General features: G+C 61.6%; 17 protein-coding genes. 5 read left to right on the forward strand and 12 right to left on the reverse strand.

Going from position 1 to position 22,632, the window contains the following annotated elements:
* Positions 1 to 43: 43 nt before the first annotated feature.
* The 4 genes from QYE47_RS05220 to QYE47_RS05235 all read right to left on the reverse strand — a co-directional run bounded on the left by QYE47_RS05220 (position 44) and on the right by QYE47_RS05235 (position 4,538).
* Positions 44 to 772 carry a nitroreductase gene (locus QYE47_RS05220; protein WP_019436941.1) on the reverse strand — a complete coding sequence of 243 codons (729 nt, stop codon included), beginning with the start codon at positions 770 to 772 and terminating at the stop codon, positions 44 to 46.
* Positions 773 to 800: 28 nt separating this feature from the next.
* Entirely contained in the window at positions 801 to 2,153 is a 1,353-nt protein-coding gene (locus tag QYE47_RS05225) for an aromatic acid/H+ symport family MFS transporter (RefSeq protein WP_064493012.1), read from the reverse strand.
* Between the two features lie 271 nt (positions 2,154 to 2,424).
* Positions 2,425 to 3,450 carry an AraC family transcriptional regulator gene (locus QYE47_RS05230; protein ID WP_026031838.1) on the reverse strand — a complete coding sequence of 342 codons (1,026 nt, stop codon included), beginning with the start codon at positions 3,448 to 3,450 and terminating at the stop codon, positions 2,425 to 2,427.
* Positions 3,451 to 3,650: 200 nt separating this feature from the next.
* Complete coding sequence (locus tag QYE47_RS05235; RefSeq protein WP_019437196.1) at positions 3,651 to 4,538, reverse strand: LysR family transcriptional regulator; 888 nt, start codon at positions 4,536 to 4,538, stop codon at positions 3,651 to 3,653.
* 112 nt (positions 4,539 to 4,650) lie between these two features.
* On the opposite strand from QYE47_RS05235, the gene QYE47_RS05240 reads away from it, so the two are divergent.
* Both QYE47_RS05240 and ppnN read left to right on the forward strand, forming a co-directional pair.
* Positions 4,651 to 5,712: a YeiH family protein gene (locus QYE47_RS05240; protein ID WP_014590578.1), complete on the forward strand. Its 1,062-nt coding sequence runs from the start codon at positions 4,651 to 4,653 to the stop codon at positions 5,710 to 5,712.
* A gap of 208 nt (positions 5,713 to 5,920) precedes the next feature.
* Positions 5,921 to 7,294: a nucleotide 5'-monophosphate nucleosidase PpnN gene (ppnN, locus tag QYE47_RS05245; protein ID WP_014590577.1), complete on the forward strand. Its 1,374-nt coding sequence runs from the start codon at positions 5,921 to 5,923 to the stop codon at positions 7,292 to 7,294.
* 121 nt (positions 7,295 to 7,415) lie between these two features.
* Here the strand turns inward: ppnN and QYE47_RS05250 are convergent, their stop codons facing one another.
* Together QYE47_RS05250 and pssA are read right to left on the reverse strand one after the other, a co-directional pair.
* Positions 7,416 to 8,561, reverse strand: coding sequence for a GGDEF domain-containing protein (locus QYE47_RS05250; RefSeq protein WP_070383790.1), 1,146 nt, complete (start codon positions 8,559 to 8,561; stop codon positions 7,416 to 7,418).
* 232 nt (positions 8,562 to 8,793) lie between these two features.
* On the reverse strand, positions 8,794 to 10,122 hold the full coding sequence (pssA, locus tag QYE47_RS05255) for a CDP-diacylglycerol--serine O-phosphatidyltransferase (RefSeq protein ID WP_014590575.1): 1,329 nt from the start codon (positions 10,120 to 10,122) through the stop codon (positions 8,794 to 8,796).
* 180 nt (positions 10,123 to 10,302) lie between these two features.
* Here pssA and QYE47_RS05260 point away from each other — a divergent pair, with 180 nt between their 5' ends.
* Entirely contained in the window at positions 10,303 to 11,310 is a 1,008-nt protein-coding gene (locus QYE47_RS05260; protein ID WP_014860028.1) for a GlxA family transcriptional regulator, read from the forward strand.
* Between the two features lie 129 nt (positions 11,311 to 11,439).
* Here the strand turns inward: QYE47_RS05260 and QYE47_RS05265 are convergent, their stop codons facing one another.
* The 3 genes from QYE47_RS05265 to katG all read right to left on the reverse strand — a co-directional run bounded on the left by QYE47_RS05265 (position 11,440) and on the right by katG (position 16,561).
* Positions 11,440 to 12,774 carry an MFS transporter gene (locus QYE47_RS05265; protein WP_010954505.1) on the reverse strand — a complete coding sequence of 445 codons (1,335 nt, stop codon included), beginning with the start codon at positions 12,772 to 12,774 and terminating at the stop codon, positions 11,440 to 11,442.
* A 162-nt stretch (positions 12,775 to 12,936) separates the two neighbouring features.
* Entirely contained in the window at positions 12,937 to 14,148 is a 1,212-nt protein-coding gene (locus tag QYE47_RS05270; protein WP_014590572.1) for a M24 family metallopeptidase, read from the reverse strand.
* 157 nt (positions 14,149 to 14,305) lie between these two features.
* Positions 14,306 to 16,561, reverse strand: coding sequence for a catalase/peroxidase HPI (katG, locus tag QYE47_RS05275; RefSeq protein WP_014590571.1), 2,256 nt, complete (start codon positions 16,559 to 16,561; stop codon positions 14,306 to 14,308).
* A 386-nt stretch (positions 16,562 to 16,947) separates the two neighbouring features.
* Between katG and QYE47_RS05280 the strand changes: the two genes are divergently transcribed.
* Positions 16,948 to 17,853: a LysR family transcriptional regulator gene (locus QYE47_RS05280; protein ID WP_014590570.1), complete on the forward strand. Its 906-nt coding sequence runs from the start codon at positions 16,948 to 16,950 to the stop codon at positions 17,851 to 17,853.
* Positions 17,854 to 17,912: 59 nt separating this feature from the next.
* Here QYE47_RS05280 and QYE47_RS05285 read toward each other — a convergent pair whose 3' ends face one another.
* On the reverse strand, positions 17,913 to 18,791 hold the full coding sequence (locus QYE47_RS05285; RefSeq protein ID WP_014590569.1) for a DMT family transporter: 879 nt from the start codon (positions 18,789 to 18,791) through the stop codon (positions 17,913 to 17,915).
* A gap of 244 nt (positions 18,792 to 19,035) precedes the next feature.
* Between QYE47_RS05285 and QYE47_RS05290 the strand changes: the two genes are divergently transcribed.
* Entirely contained in the window at positions 19,036 to 19,860 is an 825-nt protein-coding gene (locus tag QYE47_RS05290; protein ID WP_014590568.1) for an aldo/keto reductase, read from the forward strand.
* Between the two features lie 14 nt (positions 19,861 to 19,874).
* Here QYE47_RS05290 and QYE47_RS05295 read toward each other — a convergent pair whose 3' ends face one another.
* Positions 19,875 to 21,974: a bifunctional diguanylate cyclase/phosphodiesterase gene (locus QYE47_RS05295; protein WP_014590567.1), complete on the reverse strand. Its 2,100-nt coding sequence runs from the start codon at positions 21,972 to 21,974 to the stop codon at positions 19,875 to 19,877.
* Between the two features lie 162 nt (positions 21,975 to 22,136).
* Positions 22,137 to 22,631, reverse strand: coding sequence for a GNAT family N-acetyltransferase (locus QYE47_RS05300; protein WP_014590566.1), 495 nt, complete (start codon positions 22,629 to 22,631; stop codon positions 22,137 to 22,139).
* Position 22,632: the final 1 nt, after the last annotated feature.

Here is a 22,632-nt window from a genome sequence, read left to right on the forward strand (position 1 = left end):
CCCTGCCCGACGCCAAACTTGCACAGAGCGCACGCCAGGTTTTTTATTCTGAGTGAAAGGTAGTGAATGCACGCACGGGTTCACGGCCAGTAACCAACGTGTTCTCAATGCTGCCATCATCGGCATAACCCAAGCTCATCCCACAGACGAGCATTTGGCTCTTCGGTATTTCCAGCATTTCAGTGATGATGCTGTGATATTTAAGGAATGCTGCCTGTGGGCAGGTGTGCAAGCCTCTTCCCCGTGCGGCAATCATGAGGCTTTGCAGGAACATGCCATAATCCAGCAGGCTCCCTTCCTGAAGCACGCGGTCAATCGTGAAGAACAGGCCAACAGGCGCCCCGAAGAAGCGATAATTCCGGCCGTGTTGCTCATGCATCCTTTGTTTATCGCTTCGACTGATGCCCAACAAGCTATAGAGCCCCCACCCTACCTCCCTGCGCCGCTCGATGTAGGGAGACGTCCACTCCCTGGGGTAATACGCGTAGGGATCAGAAAAGCGTTGGTCATCAGCCGGATGGTCATCAACCTCAGCAAGTGCTGCGGACAACCGTGCCTTCATATCACCGGTAACAACATGCACATTCCAGGGCTGCAGGTTGACGCCTGTTGCGCTAAAGCGAGCAACGTTCAGCATCGCTTCGATTTCCTCTAGCGGAACTGGGGTTGGGAGGAACGACCTGATGCTCCGACGTGAGACAATTGCCCAGTCGATCAAACGGGCTGTTTCGTCCGAACCTACCGGTGATTCGCGCAAGCGATCAATAAGCATACTTGGCACCTGTCTCTCAGAATTACGGTCAGGTCAGCTCGTGGGCAACCGTGGCCTTCTTCCTCACTACAGCCGAGTCCGAGCGGGATTGGTTGATCATGGTCACTGCAACAGCCCCTACCAGGCCGGCGAGCGCGATTGCCATGAAGTTCTGCTCCAGCGGCAACGCCATCGACACCAAGGCACCAATCAAAACAGGTGCGACAATCGCCCCGACGCGACCGACCCCCGATGCAAAACCGACGCCAGTCGAGCGGATGGTGGAGGGATAGAAATCGCCGGCGTATGCATAGGCCAGAAGCTGTGTGCCAAGGGTCGAGGCCCCCACGATGAACACGACGACAAAGAGCAGTTCGGTGGAGCGGGTATACCCCAGCAACGTGAGTGCGACCGCGCCCACTACATAGAACACCACCAAGACGTGCTTGATGCTGAATTTATCGCTAAGCCATCCACCCAGAATTGCACCGAAGATCGAACCGAGGTTGAACACGATGACGAAATTCAGGGCTGAACCGAGGCTGAAGCCCGCCATGGCCATCAACTTGGTGAGCCACGAATTGAGCGCATACACCATGAACAGCCCGGTCATGAATGCCATCCAGATCATGACCGTGCTGTATCCACGGCCTTCCAGGAAAAGGCTTCGTACCGGCTTGTCTTGAGCAGAGATAATCTGCGGATTGCCAACGAATTGCGTGTCATCCTTGATCACAAGGTCAGGACGAAGGCGACGCGCGATGACTTTCAACTCGTCTTGTCGCCCCTGCTTCAACATAAAGCCGATAGAGTCGGGCATTGTCTTGAGAATGAAAGGAATCAATACCACTGGCAGGACTGCCACGTAAAACACGTATTGCCAACCGTAGCTTTCGATCAGTTGTTTACCCGTCAGCGCTACCAGAATTCCGCCCACCGAATAGCCTGCGAAAACGATGGTCACCAGCCGGGTGCGAACTTTCAAGGGCGAGAACTCACCCATCTGCGCCGTACAGATGGGCAACACACCGCCAATTCCCAAGCCGGCGATAAAGCGCATGATACTGAAGGTCAGCGGGCTGTCAGTGAACCCTGCCGCAGCGGTGAAAATGCTGAACAGCGCGACACACATCGCGATCATTTTCGGCCGGCCAATTCGATCTGCCAATGTGCCTAAAAAAATCGCGCCCAGCATTGTCCCGAACAATGCTGAGCCAGCCATTACCCCGGCGCTGGTTGCGTCAATTTGCATATCGGCCATGATGGCTGGCAGGGCAGCCCCCACCACTGCCAAGTCGTAACCATCGATAATCAGAATCAACACGCACCAGAACAGAATAAGTCCATGAAAGCGGTTAAACTTCGACTCTTCGGTCAACGTGTACATATTCAAAGAACTCATACCGTGTCTCCTTCAATCTTATTGTTGTGTTTTTGAAGTCCACATACGTATAGCGATCTGGCACAACTCGACCACACGCACAGGTACGCATGGTTCCGCGTGTGAGTCGGGAGAGTTGAGAGGCACCAGCTAGACGGCGCCCGAGAAAAATCGTAGGCCTTATGGCAAGCGCCAACCATGCCCAATGGCATCATTCTGCTTGACCGGAACGGGCAGTTTTGGAAAAAACCAGATAGCTTCGAACAGAAGCGATCAGCCCAAGCGCAGCGGACTAGTCCCCTCGAGGGCTACGCAACGAGCGTCTGTAAGCACCAGGGGTGATACCCGTCCATTTCTTGAATGCCCTGTGGAACGCACTGGTCTCAATGAAGCCAACCTCTGACGCAACGCCATCCACCGTCATACCTGCCCGGCACAGCAGACTGATGGAAATATCCCGCCTTAGATTATCTTTGAGCCGTTGGTAGGTGAAACCCTCAGCATAGAGCCTTCGCTGTAAGGTGGAACTGGACATGCTCAAGTCGCGGGCGAGCTCATCGAGTTCAGGCCACGTGTGTGGAGAGAGCAGTTTTAATCGCCGCCGGATCATAATGCTCGTACTGTCGTCGTTACGGTATTTCACAAGGAAGTTACTTGGCGTGCCTTTTAGAAAGGCAGGAAGAGAAGCGGGCGTTTGGCAAACCTTGTACGCCAGAAAGCTCTTCTCGAACACAGCGGAGGTTCTATCGGCCCTCCACTCGATTTCCTCACAAAAGCGCATTCGATAGTCGCTGTCGTCCACCGGCTGAGGAGGACGCATCGATAACTTCACAATAGGAATGCGCCTGTCGCACAGCCAGCAAAGCAGGCCGTGCACGAGCACCAGCCAGGCACCGTAACAAAACACCCTTCGCAACTCACCATGATCATGAATGATAATTGCAGCATGCTCTCCCTCGCATTCCACCGACCCGTAGATGTCATCAAGGGCAGTCCTGAGAAACGCCAGAATCCGCTTGAGCGCCTGCCCAATGGTGTCGCAGCCGAGGGCCAATTGCGCCATCAGCTTGAAGCTACCTCTGCGAAGGGGATGACTGTCTGCCGCAAAAAACTCATCGTCGAGCAAATCCGCTAACGCAATCCACAATCTGGAGAACGTACCAGCAGGTACCCTGGCATAGCGCTGGTCCAGCAGAAGTGGATCAATATGCGCGTGGCTGAGCACAGTAGCGACATCCAGGCCACGCAGTTCTGCTCCTTGAAGTGCGTCCCGCACGAGGCTGATCGACGTGGTGCCTTTGTAGGCAGAAAACTCCATCTGGGGCTCCGTTGCTAACTCGATACCGAAGGCTGCCTTGCAAAGCATACACGCCGATCCATATAGCCAATACCCTATGTTCAGAAGCCACCAAGGGTTGAATTGGCGTCCAACTTCCTGGGGGCAGTCCAGATACAGCACCGTCTTCAAAAATCTGTGCTGTACCTGTGGCGGGCACGTCCGCGAAGAGACCAGTACAGTCAACCCACCTCTTGCATGGCAACACACAATTCAAGAAACCGCGAGGCAGCCCGCGAAGGCGTAGCCGCATGCGGCAACAGAATGGAAAAACGCCGCACCAGCGCCTGCGGCGCTACCTGCAACCGGTGCAGCGCCCCATCTTCATGACGAATGGACATCGCCGACACAAAGCCAACCCCCATCCCGGCCCGGACCGCCTCTTTTACCCCTTCAACGCCCGCGATCTCCAGCGCCACACGCATCGCCACGCCATCACGGGCAAACGCCCGCTCGACGATCTGCCGCACACCCGAGCCGCTTTCACGCAGTACCAAGGGGTAGGCGCCGAGCGCCGCCAGCGTCTGCTGGTCACTGCCTGCCAGCGGATGCCCGCGGGGCACAATCGCCACGATCTCGTCCTCGCGCCACGGCGTCACTTGCGTACCCAACGGCAACTCCTGCCCGGGCGGCCCCTCGATCAGGGCGATATCAACACTGTCCAGGGCGGCGACGATCTCTGCCGTGTTGCCATGCGAGGTGGTGACCAGCACATCCGGATAACGCCCGTGAAAATCGGCGATCAGGTAAGGCAGCAGGTAACTGGCAGGCGTGGTACTGGCGCCGATGCGCAAGGTGCCGCGCTCCAGCCCGCGCATGGCCTCGCGCAATGCTTGCGCCTGTCGGAAGGTTTCGCGCAGGCGCTCGGCATGCGCCAGCAACTGCTCACCGGCCGCTGTCAGCCGCACACCGCGGCCGGCACGTTGGTAAAGGGGTTCGCCAAACGCCTCTTGCAAGAGCTTGAGCTGGCCGGACACCGCCGGCTGCGACAGGTGCAGGGCTTGAGCGGCATGGCTGATGTTGCCGTGTTCGGCAACCGTGGCGAATGTTATCAGCTGTTCTGGGGTCATTTTTGAAAAATATCAGTTTTGCGGATATTTGCCATCCTAAATTACGATTTTTTATAAGCTTATAACCAGATTAACGTAGGCCTTGTCGAAACACCTTTTCCGGAGGACTCACATGGCCACGGTTCCGTCCAACCCTGCCTTTGCCCCTACCCTCTCCACCCGAGGGCGGCTCAATGGCATTCTGTTCGTCGCGCTGTTCGCGGTCGCAGTCACGCAACTGGCGGCCCTGCCCGCTATCGCCAACCTGGGCATCAGCCCGCTGATCGTGGGTATCGTCGCAGGTGCCTTGTATGGCAACGCGCTGCGTGACGGCGTACCGGCAAGCTGGGCAGCGGGCATCAACTTTTCCGCTCGCGGCCTGTTACGCATTGCCGTGGCATTTTTCGGCCTGCGGGTAAGCCTGCAGGAAATTGCCGAAGTCGGCTGGTCGGGGCTTATCGTCTCGGTGCTGGTAGTCACCAGTACCCTGCTGATCGGTCTGTGGTGTGGCATGAAAGTGTTCAAGCTCGACCGCGATACCGCCTTGCTGACCGCCGCCGGCAGCGCCATCTGCGGCGCCGCCGCCGTGCTGGCATTCGAATCGGCGCTGCGCAGCGCCCCCCATAAAAGCGCCATGGCAGTCGGAAGCGTAGTGCTGTTCGGTACCTTGTCGATGTTCCTTTACCCACTGGCGATCAATGCCGGCTGGCTGCATCTGGATACCATGGGCGCCGGGCTGTTGCTGGGCGGCACTGTCCACGAAGTGGCGCAGGTGGTTGGCGCGGCCAGCAATGTCAGCCCCGAAGCCACGCATGTCGCCACCATCGTCAAGATGACCCGGGTCATGCTGCTGGTGCCGGTACTGCTGGTGGTGGGCCTGTGGATCAGCCGTTCGCGCAAGGCTGGCCAGGCGCAGGGCAACGGGCGCATTGCCATGCCTTGGTTCGCTTTTGGCTTCCTGGCCCTGGTCCTGGTGAATTCACTGCAAGTGCTGCCTGGCAGCGTGACCCAGGCCGTGAACAGCCTGGACACCTTTGCCTTGACCATGGCCATGACGGCGTTGGGCATGGAGACCCGCTTCAGCCAGATTCGCCAGGCTGGGCCACGGGCGCTGGCCACCGGGGCGATCCTCAACCTGTGGCTGGTTGGCGGGGGGTTGGCGATTACCCTGGGGGTGCAGAAGCTGTTGGGCTGACTGGAGACCGAGTCGGCTGCTTCGCGGGTAAACCCGCTCCTACAGGTGGGTGCTGCCCTGAAGACGGCAAGGCCCCTGTAGGAGCGGGTTTACCCGCGAAGCAGGCCACCCGGTCTCAAGGTTTTTCCACGCCCCCCTCGTTGCCGTCCACATTTCTCGGTATGGTGGTGTCAAAGAAGGATGTTTTACCCGCACAGGAAAGACTTAGATGCCTCAACGCCATGTCATCAATGCATCCGTCAGCCCCAAAGGCAGCCTGGAGACGCTGTCACAACGTGAAGTGCAGCAACTGAGTGAAGTCGGTACCGGTAGCCTTTACACACTGTTCCGCCAGTGCGCCCTGGCAATCCTCAACACTGGCGCCCATGTCGACAATGCCAAGACTATCCTTGAGGCCTACAAAGACTTCGAGGTGCGTATCCACCAACAGGACCGCGGCGTGCGCCTGGAGCTGCTGAATGCCCCAGCCGACGCCTTCGTCGACGGTGAAATGATCGCCAGCACACGTGAAATGCTGTTCAGCGCCTTGCGCGACATCGTCTACACCGAAAGCGAGCTGGCCAGCCAGCGCATCGACCTGGAAAGCTCCCAGGGCATCACCGACTACGTTTTCCACTTGCTGCGCAACGCGCGTACCTTGCGCCCGGGCGTGGAGCCGAAGATGGTGGTGTGTTGGGGCGGCCACTCTATCAGCACCGAGGAATACCAGTACACCAAGAAGGTCGGCCACGAACTGGGCCTGCGCAAGCTGGATGTCTGCACCGGCTGCGGCCCGGGCGTGATGAAAGGCCCGATGAAGGGTGCCACCATCGCCCACGCCAAGCAACGCATGCATGGCAGCCGCTACCTGGGCCTGACCGAGCCCGGCATCATCGCCGCCGAAGCGCCCAACCCGATCGTCAACGAACTGGTGATCCTGCCAGACATCGAGAAGCGCCTGGAGGCCTTCGTGCGTGTCGGCCACGGCATCATCATCTTCCCGGGCGGTGCCGGCACGGCGGAGGAGTTCCTGTACCTGCTGGGCATCCTCATGCACCCGGACAACCACGACCTGCCGTTCCCGGTGGTGCTCACCGGCCCGCGCAGCGCCGAGCCTTATCTGCAACAGTTGCACGCTTTCGTCGGCGCCACGCTGGGTGAAGCGGCCCATCGCCTGTACGAAATCATCATTGATGACCCGGCGGAAGTCGCCCGGCACATGGTCGAAGGCCTCAAAGCGGTCAAGCAGTTCCGCCGCGAGCGCAACGATGCCTTCCACTTCAACTGGCTGCTGAAGATCGAGGAGAGCTTCCAGCGACCGTTCGACCCGACCCACCAGGCCATGGCCGACCTGGACTTGCGCCGCGAGCTCCCGCCCCATGAACTGGCGGCCAACCTGCGCCGGGCGTTTTCCGGGATTGTCGCAGGCAACGTCAAGGACAAAGGCATCCGCCTGATCGAGGAACACGGGCCGTATCAGATCCATGGTGACAGCGCCGTACTGGACCCGCTGGGCCGGCTGCTGCAGGCATTCGTCGACCAGCACCGGATGAAGCTGCCCGGCGGCGCCGAGTATGTACCGTGCTATCAGGTTGCAACCTGACCACGCTGTTTTGCCGATGACGGGCATGGATGCCCGTCAAACGCGGGGGCCGAGTGACGGGAGCGCCTGTACGGATCACCCACATGGGTTACATGAAAGCTCACCCACCTAGGTGATTCGCTCATTGCCGGAGTTCAACCATCGCCCGCTCGAAAAACCGAATGCTGTCGCGCCCCCCACGTTTGGACTGGTACAACGCCACATCCCCCTGCTCGATCAACGCCGCCAGGCTCGCCGGCGGCTGATCGAACACGTTGGCACCAATGCTCAAGGTAACCGCATGGGGCGTAGGCACGGTCTTGTCGGCGTACTGCTGGAACTGCTCACGCAGCCCACTACCCAGTTCCATGACCCGTTCACTGCTCGCGCCACTGAGCAAGATGACGAATTCATCCCCGCCCAATCGCGCCGCCAGCGAGCGCTCGGGCAGCGTCGTACGGATCATCTCGCTCAAGGCAATCAGCAAACGGTCGCCGGCGATATGCCCGTGCAGGTCGTTGACCAGTTTGAAGTTATCAATGTCGATCAACAGCAATGCCCCGGGTTGCGCCGGGCTCACGTCCTTGAAGAAATGCCCCGCCCGCACCTCCAGTGCACGCCGGTTGTACAGCGCAGTCAGCGGGTCACGGGCTGCCAGCCGGGCAATCCGCTCTTCACGCCGGTAACGTACGGTGCCGGTCATCGACAAGGCAATCAGCATGATCGCCATCGCGCCTTCCACCAGCGAAACCTGAATGATCAGCCCGCCAAAGGTCGCCAGGTCAATCAGCGTGCCTGGCGTGATCGCGATGGCCGCCTTGGCCACATAGAACAGCCCATGGATCAGCAACACATAGCGCAGTTGCACAGCCCCGACACTCAGCGATTTGCCATGTGGCCGCAGTAGGAAACTGGCCTTGAGCGTCAGCGAGGCCACCAACAACGAGTTGACCATCAGTATCACCTTCGACCACTGCGGGCCCACGGGCAGCAGCAGCAAGGCGAACCAGACCAGCACAATCATCAACCACGCACCTGACAAGCGCTCTTGGGTGAAGCGCAGCACGCCGATCAGGAAAAACACGTGGGCCACCACCAGCAAGCCATTGGCGAACCAGATTCCGATGAACAGAAAGCCGACCCCGCGCAACAATGCCAGGATGCTACCAACCGTAATCGTGGCGAAACCCGCACTCCAATACAGCAACGAGGTTTCGCGCACGCTGCGCCATTCAATCGCCAGGTACAAGGCGGCCGCAGCAGCCAAAGCGACTGAAATAGTCAGCATCGTGGGTGGATCTAACGCCATATACGCATTGGCCTGTCTGGTTAACGGGAAAAGGCCCGACTGTATGCGATCGTGATCACGTTCAGAGGGGCCTTGCACGGTTGCCTGCACATTGTAAACCAGCCCCAGACAAAGGGCCGTGGGTAGCAATATCATAATGACATCAATGCACCGTTCGCACCACTCTGGCCCTGTCGCTGGCTTGCCGGCGACAGGGCCAGTACAGGCGATGTCAGAGCACCCGTTTGATCAACGGTTCCAACCGGCTATAGCGCAATCGACGCAGAAACTTGCGTACTTGCTTGGGATGTTCGGCCTTCTCCCCCAGCGCCTCTGCCGAATCGATTCTCGGCGCAAAGCGCCGCAGTTCGGTCAACTCTGCTTCCCGTGGCGCCAGCCATTGACCCTGCGGGTCGTCGATCAGCAGGCCGTTCTCAAGGTCCAGGTTGAACCCGCGCGGGTTCAGGTTGTTACCGGTCAACAGCGAATAACGCTGGTCGATCCACACGCCCTTGGCATGGAAGGTATGTCCCGGGTCGTTCCAGATGCGTACTTGCAGCTGGCCGCTGGCAATCGCGGCGTAGCGGCGGCGGGCGAAGGCGCGCAGGTTGTCCTCGTACAGATAGGGCAATGCACCACTGGCACTGAACGGTTCGCCAGGGGCGATGTAGAAGTCGTTGGCGGTGCGGTCACCGACAATCAGTTCCACCCCAACCCCCCGCGCCAGGGCATGGTCAAGTTCGCGTATCACGACCTGTGGCGGGTTGAAATACGGCGTACTGATGATGATCTGCGTGCGCGCCACTGCCAGCAAGGCGCACAGCGCCCGGTTCAGTGGATTGCCACGGCCCACCCCCAGCAGCGGGATTACCTGCAAGCCCTGCCCCGTCACGCTGGCCGGTACCTCGTAGGCCATGCGCCGCAGCCGTGCGCGCAAACGCCGAATGTCACCGCGCAAGCTGCGGGTAGAGGGTGGCGCCGGCAGGTCGAGGCGCGGTGTGGCGGTATGGTGCAGCAACCGCTGAACCAGGCCGACCATGGCATCGGCCAGTGCCGGTGACTGGAACAGGTGGTAGCGGTCCAGGCGATAGCGGTCGAAACGATGCAGGTAGACGTTGTTCAGACTGGCGCCGGTGTAGATCACGCAATCGTCGATGATGCTGCCTTTGAGGTGCAACACCCCGAACAGTTCGCGGGTCTGCACTGGCACCCCATGGATCGCGATGTCCAGCCCACGCAACTGGCGCTGGGCCTGATACCAGGCGGCATTGCCCGGCTGACGCCCGGCCCCCAGCAGCCCGCGCCTGGCGCGGAACCAGTCGACCACGATGGTGATCTCCAGGCCTGGCCGCGCGGCCTTGGCCTGGTACAAGGCATCCAGCACTTCCTGACCGGCCTCGTCCTCCTGCAGGTACAGCGCAACAATAACGATGCGCCGAGTCGCCGTACGGATGCGCTCGAACAGGCAGGCGCGGTAAGCCCTGGCATCGGGCAGCACCTGGATCGCTTCGGGGGCCATGGCGTAGCCTGGCAAGCCCGCCAGCATGGTTTCGGGGTTCACTGACGCTCACCTTCTCTGTCAATCACTGTCGGCCCAGCCAGCCGGCGGGGCCATTCCTGGCCGCTGCATCCGGGGTGTATGATCGACCCGGCAACGACCCATAACAACAAGAACCACGCGAGGCTCTGCTTTCTCACTGCCCCTGACCAACCAGGCCTCAGCTTGCACAGGAACAGCGCAATGGTCCACCCCGCTTCTGCAAACCTATCGCCGTCTAGTGTAAAGAATTGTTCGGCAAAGACCTTTGGCTTCCTTATTTTGCCCAATTTCACCACCATCGGCCTTGCGTCGGCGGTAGAGACCCTGCGCATGGCCAACCTGGCCGCGCGCAAGCCACTGTATCGCAGTGTGCTGATCGCCGCAGACGACGCGCCGGTGGTAGCCAGCAACGGCATGCGCGTACTGCCCGACTACAACATCGCCAACGCCCCCGCGCTGGATGCCTTGCTGGTGGTCGGCGCCAACCCGATTGACCGAAGCCGTAGCAACCGCCCATTGATCGACTGGTTGCGCCAACTGGCCCGCCAGCGCTTGCCACTGGGCGGTATCTGCACCGGTAGCTACCTGCTGGCCAAGGCCGAATTGCTCAAGGGTTACCGCTGCACCATCCACTGGGAAGACCTGCCGACGTTGCAGGCACACTTCCCCGGTATCGTGATCTCAAGCCAGCTGTTCGAACTGGACCGCGACCGTTACACCTGCTCAGGCGGCGTGGCAGCCATGGACATGATGCTGCAACTGGTGGCCCGGGATACTGGCGGCCAGGACATCGCGGCCAAGGCCGCCGAGCTGTTGCTGTGCGACCGCGTACGCGGTGAGCGTGAGCGCCAGCGTGTACCGCTGCGCACCCTGCTCGGCAGCGCTCAGCCCAAACTGAGCCAGGTGGTGGCGATCATGGAGGCCAATCTGGAGGAACCGCTGGGGCTGGAGGAACTGGCCAGCCTCAACGACGTGACCGTGCGCCAATTGGAGCGGTTGTTCCACAAGTACCTGCAGCGCACGCCCAGCCAGTATTACCTGGAGCTGCGGCTGTCGCGGGCGCGGGAGTTACTGCTGCGCAGCGACGTGCAAGTGCGTGAGGTAGCGCTGGCCTGCGGCTTCAGTTCGCCTGCGCATTTTTCCAAGAGTTATAGCCGGTTCTTCGGGCTGTCGCCTTTAGGGGAGCGGCGGCAGGCCTCTCTCCATTGAATGGGGTCCTGTACTGGCTTGGCTGGCCTCTTCGCGGGCAAGCCCGCTCCTACAATGGATGCACATCGGTGGTCCGGCACAGGCCGTCGTAGGCGCGGGGTTGCCCGCGAAGAGGGCAGTGCAGGTCAACTAATCTTCAAGGGCCGCGTGCGCCGTCTCCCGACACATCAGCATGGCCACAAGCGCCACCAGTGCTGCCGCCAGCAAGTATCCTGCCGGGGCCAGCTTGCTGCCCGTCACCTGAATCAGCCAGGTGGCAATGAACGGCGCAGTCCCGCCAAACAGCGCATTGGCCACATTGAAGCTCAGGGCAAACCCGCTGAAGCGCACCCGGGTCGGAAAGATTTCGGCCAGCAGGCACGGCAAGGTCCCGTCGTTCATCGCCAGCATCGCACCGAAAAGGATCTGGATTGCCAGAATCACCAGCAGCGGCTGGCCGTCCAGCAGGCGAAACAACGGCACGGTCAACCCCAGGAACAACAGCGAGGCCACCACCAGCATGGTCTTGCGACCAAACTGGTCGGACAGCCGCCCCATCAGGAAGATCAAGCCGATATAGGTGGCCAGCGACACCGTCGAGGCGATGAACGAGTCCCGCTCGCTCATGCCCATTTCACTGGACAGGTAGGTCGGCATGTAACTGAGCAACAGGTAGAACGCAACCGCATTCAGGCAGGTGACACCCATGCCGATCGCCAGGCTGCGCCGGTGCTGGCCCAGCAGTTCGCGCAGCGGCGTCGTGGCCATGCCGGCCTTGGTTTCCAGGCGCTGCTCCATCTCCAGGAACTTGGGCGTGTCCTGCAGGCTCATGCGGATATAGCGCCCTACCAGGCCGAACGGCGCCGCCAGCAGGAACGGCAGGCGCCAGCCCCACTCATGCAGGGCTTCACTGCTGAGCAGCTCATGCAGCACCGCAACGAACGCCGCACCGAACAACAACCCCGCCGCCGTGCTGGCCGGCACGATGCTGGTGTACAAGCCACGCCGCCCAGGCGGCGCGTACTCGGCCAGGAACGCAGCGGCCCCGGCGTACTCACCCGAGGCGGAAAACCCCTGTACCAGGCGGATCAGCAACAGCAAGGCCGGTGCCCACAGCCCGATCTGCGCATAGCCCGGCAACAAGCCGATGCAAAAGGTAGATACCGACATGATCAGGATCGACCACGACAACGCGTTGCGCCGACCGTGTCGGTCGCCGAAATGGCCCCAGACAATGCCGCCCAGCGGGCGTACCAGGAAAGACAACGCGAATACCGCGAAGGTAGCCAGCAGGCCGGTGGTCTTGTCAGTTTGCGGGAAGAAGGTGGCGGCGATGATGGTGGCCAGATAGCCGTAGGCAGCGTAGTCGAACCACTCGACGAAGTTGCCCATGAAGCTGGCCCGGGCGGCCTTGCGCAGCGCCTGGCGTTCGGCGTTGTGCGCGGGGCCGGCGATGGCGGATGGGTCTAGGGTGGTGCTGGACATGACGGGTACCCTCTGGTTCTTTTAATTGGAGGCAGGGTCTGGTGGTCATACAGGGATCTTGTTGTTGTCTGGGCCAGCCTTTTCGCGGGTGAGCCCGCTCCTACGACAACGGTGAAATCTTTGTAGGAGCGGGCTTGCCCGCGAAGCAGCCGACGCCGATGCTTATTTGCGAATGATGTTGTGCTCCGGCCCATACGGGAACCTGGTGATGTTCTCGGCGCCGCTGTCGTTGACGATCAGAATGTCATGCTCGCGATAACCGCCCGCCCCCGGTCGCCCTTCAGGCAGCATGATCATCGGCTCGATCGACACCACCATGCCCGGCTCCAGCACGGTATCGATGTCCTCGCGCAGCTCCAGCCCCGCCTCGCGGCCGTAGTAATGGCTGAGCGTGCCGAACGAATGGCCATACCCGAAGGTGCGGTACTGCAGCAGGTCGTGGCGCAGGAAGATCTCGTTCAGTTCGCGGGCGATATCGCTGCAGCGCATGCCTGGGCGCACCAGTTGCAGCCCGGCTTCGTGCACTTCGACGTTGGCCTGCCACAGACGCAGGTACTCGTCCGGGCAGTGGTCAAGGAACAGGGTGCGCTCCAGCGCGGTGTAGTAGCCGGCGATCATGGGGAAACAGTTGAGGCTGAGGATCTCGCCCTTGCCCACACGGCGGCTGGTGACCGGGTTGTGTGCGCCATCGGTGTTGAGCCCGGACTGGAACCAGGTCCAGGTGTCCATTAGCTCGGCGTCTGGGAAGCGTTTGGCAATTTCGCGCACCATCGCCTGGGTGGCATGCAGTGCCACCTCGTACTCGGGCACCTGCTCACGCAGGGCCTCGACCACTGCCGCTCCGCCGATGTCGGCCACCTGTGCACCGTGACGGATAAGCGACTGCTCCTCGGCCGACTTGATCATGCGCATACGCATGCACGGCGCAGCGATGTCCACCAGCTCGGCCTTGGGGTAGCAGGCGGCGAATTTGCCGTGGTTCTGCAGGTTCAGGTGGTCGTACTCCACGCCGATGCGCGAGGCCAGCGGCAACGCCTGCTGGATGGCGACGAAATAGTTGTCGCGCTGCCAGTCGGTGTAGACGATGTTGTCAGTGCCCACCGTGCGCCGCCAGGGTTGCCCGCCGTCGATATTGGCGCTGATCGAGACTACCTTGTCCTGGGTAATCACCAGCGCATAAGGGCGGCCGAACGAGCAGTAGAGGAAATCGCTGTAATAGTTGACGTTGTGATACGAGGTGAAGATTGCCGCCTCGATGTCCTGCTCGGCCATATAGGCCCGCAACCGGGCGTGGCGAGCAGCGTATTCCTGAGCGGAGAAGGTTGGCTGTACCTTGTCGCCATTGCGGATTTTCAGGGTCTTGGGCATTTGCATGGTCGGGGTTCCTTGTCGTTGTGAGCACGCTGTTCAGGCCGGCCGCCTGAGAAGCATTGCAACAGAACCGACGAGGACACTTTTGTATCTATCCGACCTGGAATTGGCGGGATAACCACTGGCCAAGGGGACGCTAAGCGCCCCCCGCCAGGTAACGCTATTTCAAATCAAAGCGGTCCAGCTCCATGACCTTCTGCCAGGCGGCCACAAAGTCGCGGACAAACTTGTCACCGCCATCACTGCTGGCATACACCTCGCTCAACGCCCGCAACTGGGCATGCGAACCAAACACCAGATCTACCCGGCTACCGCTCCACTTCACCTGCCCGGTCTTGCGGTCGCGGCCTTCAAAGGTCTCGTTGTCCGCCGAGGTCGGTTTCCACTCCACGCTCATATCCAGCAAGTTGCGGAAGAAGTCGTTGCTCAGCGTCCCCGGCTTGTCGGTGAACACGCCGAGTTTGCTGCCACCATGGTTGGCACCGAGCACCCGCAGGCCACCGATCAGCACGGTCAGCTCCGGCGCGGTCAAGGTCAGCAACTGCGCCTTGTCCAACAACAGTTTCTCGGCCTTGATGCTGTAGCGTGCCTTGGTGAAGTTGCGGAAGCCATCGGCCAGTGGTTCCAGCACGGCGAACGACTCGACGTCGGTCTGCTCCTGGGACGCATCAACTCGTCCCGGGCGGAACCCTACGCTGCCGCTGTAACCCGCATCCTTGGCAGCTTTTTCGACTGCCGCGGTACCGGCCAGCACGATCAGGTCGGCCAGGGAAACCTTTTTGCCGCCGTTGTTGAACTCGCCCTGAATCTTTTCCAATGCCGCCAGCACCTTGTCCACGCCCTGGTTTGCAGCCCAGTCCTTCTGTGGCGCCAAGCGCAAACGTGCGCCGTTGGCACCACCGCGTTTGTCGGAGCCGCGGAAGGTCGACGCGGATGCCCAGGCGGTGGAGACCAGTTCGCCCACGCTCAAACCCGAGGCCAGGATCCTGGACTTGAGGGCCGCGATGTCTTGCTCGCTGATCGTGGATGGGTCGGCTTTGGGCAACGGGTCTTGCCACAGCAACTCTTCATTGGGCATTTCCGGGCCCAGATAGCGCGCCAGCGGGCCCATGTCGCGGTGGATCAGCTTGTACCATGCACGGGCAAAAGCATCCGCCAGCTGCTCAGGGTTTTCTTTGAAACGGCGGGCGATCGGCTCGTAGATGGGGTCGAAGCGCAATGCCAGGTCGGAGGTCAACATCGACGGTGCGTGCCTTTTACCGGGATCATGTGCATCGGGCACCATGCCTGCGCCTTTGCCATCTTTCGGCCGCCACTGGTGCGCGCCGGCCGGGCTTTTGGTCAGCTCCCACTCAAAGTCGAACAGGTTATTCAGGTACTCGTTGCTCCAACGGGTCGGGGTGGAGGTCCAGGTCACTTCCAGGCCACTGGTGATGGTATCCCCGCCTTTGCCGGAGCCAAACGTGTTGTGCCAGCCCAGGCCCTGCATCTCCAGGCCTGCCGCTTCCGGCTCGGGGCCGACGTTGTCGGCGGGGCCGGCACCATGGGTCTTGCCGAACGCGTGGCCACCGGCGATCAAGGCCACGGTTTCTTCATCGTTCATGGCCATGCGGCCAAAGGTTTCACGGATGTCCTTGCCCGAGGCCACGGGGTCGGGGTTACCTTCCGGGCCTTCCGGGTTCACGTAGATCAGGCCCATCTGCACGGCGGCCAGCGGGTTTTCCAGGTTACGCTCGGCCGACAGGTCGCGATTCTGCTCTTCACCATGCTTGGCCGGCTCGGCCACCAGGTCACCCTGCCCCGGCGGCTGCGCCTTGACCTGGTCCTTGCCGTAACGGGTATCGCCGCCCAGCCAGACCTTTTCCGACCCCCAGTACACGTCTTCGTCCGGCTCCCACACATCGGCACGCCCGCCGGAGAAGCCGAAGGTTTTGAAGCCCATGGACTCAAGGGCAACATTACCGGTGAGTACGATCAGGTCGGCCCAGGAAATCTTGTTGCCGTACTTCTGCTTGATCGGCCACAGCAGGCGCCGGGCCTTGTCCAGGCTGACGTTGTCCGGCCAGCTGTTGAGCGGGGCGAAGCGTTGCTGGCCAGAGCCCGCACCACCGCGGCCATCACCAATGCGGTAGGTGCCGGCGCTATGCCAGGCCATGCGGATGAACAGCGGGCCGTAGTGGCCGAAGTCGGCCGGCCACCAATCCTGCGAGTCGGTCATCAGGGCGGTCAGGTCTTTCTTCAGGGCCTGGAAGTCGAGGCTCTTGAACGCCTTGGCATAGTCGAAGTCCGGGTCGGGGCTGGACTTGGAGGAATGCTGGTGAAGAATTCTCAGGTTGAGCTGGTCAGGCCACCAGTCACGGTTGGTGGTGCCGCCACCTGCGGTTTGATGGAACGGGCATTTCGATTCGTTCGACATCTGCGGGTACCTTTGGGTCGGTTATCCAGATTTCCGGTCTATGCCAGTGTTCTTTCAGCCGAGCGGGTGGGCTCGTACTACCCCTCATCAGGTGTACACGGGGCTTGCGAAGCTGTCACGGCGGGGGGGCACGGTCTTGCACGCAGGTGCTGACGCGCTGCCCTGTCGCGGAATTCGCGGGGCCACGAGAAAGACTAGCCGAGCTTGGGCAGAGTTCTAATAGAGTGGCTGTTGGTGCCTGATAGGCTGACTCTGTCAGGCGCAGGCCTGTATTGGCCGCATCGTGGTCAGGCCCGCGATGAGGCCGGCACATCCATACAAGGCACAAGGCCCTGCACCATGCTTCAATACACAGCCATACCCTTTGCCCAGGACGCCGAGCCCTCATGAACCGCAACGACTTGCGCCGCGTCGACATGAACCTGCTGGTGCTGTTCGAAGCCCTGATGATCGAACGCAACCTGACCCGAGTGGGTGAAAAACTGTTTATCACCCAATCCACCGTCAGCGCCGCCCTCGCCCGCCTGCGCGAGCTGTTCGACGACCCGCTGCTGATCCGCAGCGGCCGGGCCATGGAACCCACCCCACGGGCCATGCAGATCTTTGCTGAGCTTGGCCCGGCCATGGACGTGATTTCCGCCGCCATCAGCCGCGCCCGCGAGTTCGACCCGGCCAACAGCTGCAACGTGTTCCGCCTGGGCCTTTCCGACGATGCCGAGTTCGGCCTGTTTCCGGCCCTGCTACAGGCCCTGCGTGAAGAGGCCCCGGACATTAGCGTGGTCGTGCGGCGGGCCAATTTTCTGCTGATGCCTGGCCTGCTGGCCAGCGGCGAGATCTCGGTAGGTGTGAGCTATACCACCGACCTGCCGGCCACCGCCAAGCGCCGCAAGCTGCGCGACATCGGTGTACGGGTGCTGCGCGCCGACGACCGCCCGGGGCCGCTGACCCTCGACGAATACTGCGCCCGCCCGCACGTGATGGTGTCGTTCTCCGGTGACATGAGCGGCAACATCGACCTCGACCTGGCACGCATCGGGCGTTGCCGCAAGGTGGTGCTGGCGGTGCCGCAGTTCGGTAGCCTGCGCGCCCTGCTGCGCAACACCGAGCTGATCGCCACGGTGCCGGACTATGCCGCTTGTGCCCTCGCCGACGACGGCAGCTTGCGCGCCGACCCGGCGCCGTTCGACATCACCGAGGCCGAGCTGTCGATGGTCTGGAGCGGCGCCCAGGACAACGACCCCGCCGAGCGCTGGCTGCGCGATCGCATCCTGCAGTTCATGGCCACGCAGTGATGTCCTCTTCGCAGCGCAACGCTGCGCCTACCGGTTGTACAGCCTGAAGCACGCGGCTGCTATTTTCTGCGCTGCATCCACGCTGCGCCAAGCCCACTGAGGCAGATCACCGAAATCCCCACCAGACTCAGGGTATCCGGCACCTGGCTGTACACCACGAAGCCAAGCAACCCGGCAAAGACGATCTGGCAATAGCTGAACGGCGCCAGCAACGCCGGCGCTGCATGGCGGAAGGCCTGGGTCAACAGCAGATGCGCAGTCATGCCAAAGCCGCCCAGTGCCAGCATCAACAGGGCATGGTCCCAGCGCGGCACCTCCCAGAAGAACGGCACCAGGGCACTCATTGCCAAGGTGTTGCACAAACCCGCATAGAAGTTGCTGGTGGTCGGGCTGTCATGCGCCGCCAGAATCCGCGTCAGCAACTGATAGAAGCAGAAGCCCAATGCCGAACCGAACGGATACAGAATGGCCGGGGTAAACATCGCCCCGCCAGGGTGCACCACCACCAGCACGCCGATAAAGCCCATCACCACCGCCACCCACTGCCCCACTGTCACTCGCTCTTTCAGCAGCGGCGCCGACAGCGCGGTGACCAGCACCGGGGCAAGGAAGTTGACGGCCGTGGCCTCGGCCAGTGGCAGGTATTGCAAACCGGTCGTGAACAGCAGGCTGGTGCTCAGCAGGCTCAGGGCCCGCAAGGTCTGCAATACCGGCCGGCGTGTGCGCAATACATTGAGCCCAGACTTGGGCAGGAAGATACCGGCCATCAGCAGCGTGTGCACCACATAACGCGCCCACACCACCATGACTATCGGGTACAGGCCACCCAGGAATTTGGACAAGGCATCGTGGCTGGCGAACAGGAACGTCGCCACCACCACCAACGCGATGCCGCGCAGAGGTTGGTTGACGCCGGACAGCGGTGTGCTGGAACTCATGGCTCTCTCGATGACGGCGCGGCAGCATGCCCCGCCCAAGGAAGGCCGCGCAGGCATTGCCTGGCGGATGTAACAGCTGGGATTCTAGAAGAGATGGCGCAGAATAAGGAAGTTCATTTGCCGCTTGACCCGGCCAAGTGCAATTTCTGTTCGCTGATCGACCACTTTCCACGTTGTCTGCATGGTCCGTGCACGGTTGATCGCCGACCATCGACCGACCCTGCACACCCTACAAGGAATTTACATGCAAAGGCTCAGCACCCGCACCGGCCTGGACCTGCCCGCCATCGGCCTGGGCACCTGGCCAATGACCGGCAGTGAATGCACCCAGGCCGTGCGCCAGGCACTGGACGTGGGTTACCGGCACATCGACACTGCCACCGCCTACGAAAACGAAGCGGCCGTTGGCCAGGCGCTGCGTGACAGCGACGTGCCACGCGAGCAGATCCACCTGACCACCAAGGTCTGGTGGGACCGCCTGGAGCCCAACGCCATGCGTCAGTCGCTGGAAGACAGCCTGCGCGCGCTGGGTACCGAACAGGTCGATCTGTTCCATATCCACTGGCCAGGCACGGACTGGGACCTGGCCCGCAGCATCGACACCCTGGTAGCGCTGCGTGACGAAGGCAAGGCGCGCCACATTGGCGTGGCCAACTTCCCGTTGGGGTTACTGCGCCAGGTGGTGGAAACCCTGGGCGCGCCGTTGTCGGCGATTCAGGTGGAATACCATGTTCTGCTCAGCCAGCAACCGCTACTCGACTTCGCCCGCAGCCATGACCTGTTGCTCACCGCCTACACCCCGCTGGCACGCGGCCAGGCAGCGGCGCAGCCGGTGATCCAGGCAATTGCCCGCAAGCATGGTGTGCTGCCCAGCCAGGTGGCGCTGAAATGGCTGCTGGACCAGGACGGCGTGGCGGCGATCCCCAAAGCCAGCAGCCGCGATAACCAGCTGGCCAACCTGGCCGCGTTGACCGTGCAGCTGGATGACGAAGACCGCGCAGCCATTGCCGGGCTGCCGAAAGACCAACGCGTGGTTAGCCCGCCGTTTGCCCCGGACTGGAACAGCTGAGGCCGCCGCGCTAGTCATTGTTCTTGGGTGATGACCTGCTTCAACCGCTCGCCCGCTGGTGCCGGCCGCCCGTAAAAGTAGCCCTGGAAGTGCGAACAGCCTTCCGCCGCGAGCCGGCGCATCTGCTCCTCCGACTCCACGCCTTCGGCCGTGGTCTTGATCATCAGGCTGTTGGACAGCTCGGTAATGGCGCGAATGATCGACATGGCCTCGCGGCTGTCGCACATGTCATGCACGAACGACTTGTCGATCTTGATCCGGTCGAACGGGAATGAACGCAGGTAGCCCAGCGATGAGTAGCCGGTACCAAAGTCATCCAGTGAAATGGACACGCCCAGGTCTTTCAGTGCGCGCAAGGTACGCACGTTTTCCTCGCTGTTGCCCAGCAGTACCGACTCGGTAATTTCCAGCTCCAGCCGCTGCGGCGGCAGGCCCGAGTCGGCCAGCGCGAGGGCGACGGTATGCACCAGGTCGCCGTTCTTGAACTGCACCGCCGACAGGTTGACCGACACCGTCTGCTCACTGTCCCAACTGGCCGCCTCCTGGCAAGCCAGATTCAGCGCACGGTTGCCCAGCTCGTGGATCAACCCGGTTTCTTCGGCAATGGGGATGAAGTCCATCGGCATGACCATGCCACGGGTCGGGTGTTCCCAGCGCAGCAGCGCCTCATAACCGGTAACGCTGCTGGTCTGATGATCGACTACCGGCTGGTAGTGCAGCTGCAACTGCCCCAGGTGCAACGCTGTGCGCAGGTCGGTTTCCACCAGGCGGCGCTGACGGGCAGCAACGTCCAGTTCGACATCAAAGCATTCATAACGATTACGGCCGTTACGCTTGGCCTGGTACAGGGCCATGTCGGCGTAACCCAACAGTTGCTCTGCCTGGTCATTGTCATCAGGCGCGATGGCGATGCCGATGCTCACCCCCACCACGAACTGATGCCCTTCGATCTGGAATGGCGGGCTGATGGCCTTGATCAGGCGCTGGGCGGTATTACACGCGGCATCCCGCCCCTCCAGGCCCGTCAGCACCACGGCGAACTCGTCGCCACCCAGGCGGGCCAAGGTGTCGTGCTCACGCAGTTCGCGGCGCAGACGCTTGCCCAACTCGCGTAGCAGCTTGTCACCAAAGGCATGGCCCAGGGAGTCGTTGATGTTCTTGAAGTTGTCCAGGTCCAGGCACAGGGCAGCCGTCAGCTTGGCGTTTTCGCTGCCGCGCAACAGGGCCTGGCGTAGCCGTTCGTGGAACAGCGTACGGTTGGGCAGCCCGGTGAGCGCGTCATGGTGCGCCATGTGATGGATCTGCGCATGGGCGGCCAGCTCTTCGGTGGCATCTTCAGCCACGAACAACACGTAATCGGCCTGCCCCTCGCGGCTCTGGCTGAGCAGGGTACGGCTGCGCAGGGTGCGAGGGCCACGGGCGGTGTCGACGCGCGTTTCGGCGGCGTGCCCTTTGGTACTGCGGGCACCACGCACAAGTTGCTGTTCCAGGTAGTCACCGGCAGCCGGTGCCAGGCATTCCCTGGGCAACTGGCCGATCATGCTGCGCTGAGGCCCGCCGAACAGACGTTCGGCCTGCTGATTGGCCAACAGGATGCGCTGGGTTTCCAGGTCCTGGACGATGACGCTCGCGGGAATGTTGGCAATCACCGAATCGAGAAACTGCGAAAGCTTGGCCATTTCCTGGCTGTACTGCTCGGCCAGCTCTTTGGCCTGCAGCAGTTCGAGCTCCTGGCGGTGACGTTCGGAAATGTCGCGGGTGACCTTGGCGAAACCCACCAGTTGCCCGGCATCGTCGTAAACCGCTTCGATGACCACATGGGCGTGGAAGACCGTCCCGTCCTTGCGCAGGCGTGCGCCCGTTTCTTCAAAGCGTCCGGTGCTGCGCGCCTGCTCCAGGTTTAACGCCGGCAACCCGGCTACGCGCTCGGCATCGGTGTAGAACAACGAGTAATGCTGACCGACGATTTCCTCGGCACGGTACCCCTTGGCGCGCTGGGCGCCGGGGTTCCAGTTGGCGACGATACCTTCAGGGGTGAGCAGGTAGATGGCATAATCCACCACGCTCTGGATCAACAGCCGGTACATGATGTCGGGGTTTGCTGCGAGCGACATGAACTTTACCTGAACCTTCGAAGCGCATGAAAACGGACCCCGGCACGCGGCGGCCGGGTCTTGGAAAGCGATGGTGGCATTATGCCGCTCACGAGCGTTTTGTGAAGCACATCACAAAAATGGCGCTATCCCTTATCCACCCCACGAAAAGGCGCCCCCCCCTCAATGGCGGGTGCCGGTCACCAGAAAATTGAGCAAGTCCGGCTCATCCCCCAAGGCGATAGCCTGCGCCGGCCGCGGCAGGCTCGCCAGCACGGCATTGCAGAAAGCCACGGCGGGCAGATCCTGTGCGTAGCAACGCAGCAGCCAGTCACCCTCCCCCCCCAGCAACTGCAACGCCACCGCTCGGCCGATGCCCTGGCGACGGTACTTCTTCAAGATGAACAGGTCGGCAAGCTCGTGCGCATCGATGCCAGGCAGTTCGCTGCGCTCGACCAGCACGAAGCCGGCGATGAATCCGTCCACCAGCACCAGATACGCGCCCCAGCCGTCGTCCTGCCAGTAGCGGTGCAGGTGCTCCTCGTGGATGTAGAAACGGCCGTCCGCCTCGACGTCTTCCTGCTCCCAGTCGGAGGACTCGTAGCAATAGAACTGGTAGAGGTTGCGGATCAGCGGAGCCTGGTCGATGGTGGTTGGCAGCAGCGCGAGGGGGAGCATG

The organism is Pseudomonas sp. 2,4-D (assembly GCF_030418155.1).
GTDB lineage: Bacteria > Pseudomonadota > Gammaproteobacteria > Pseudomonadales > Pseudomonadaceae > Aquipseudomonas > Aquipseudomonas alloputida.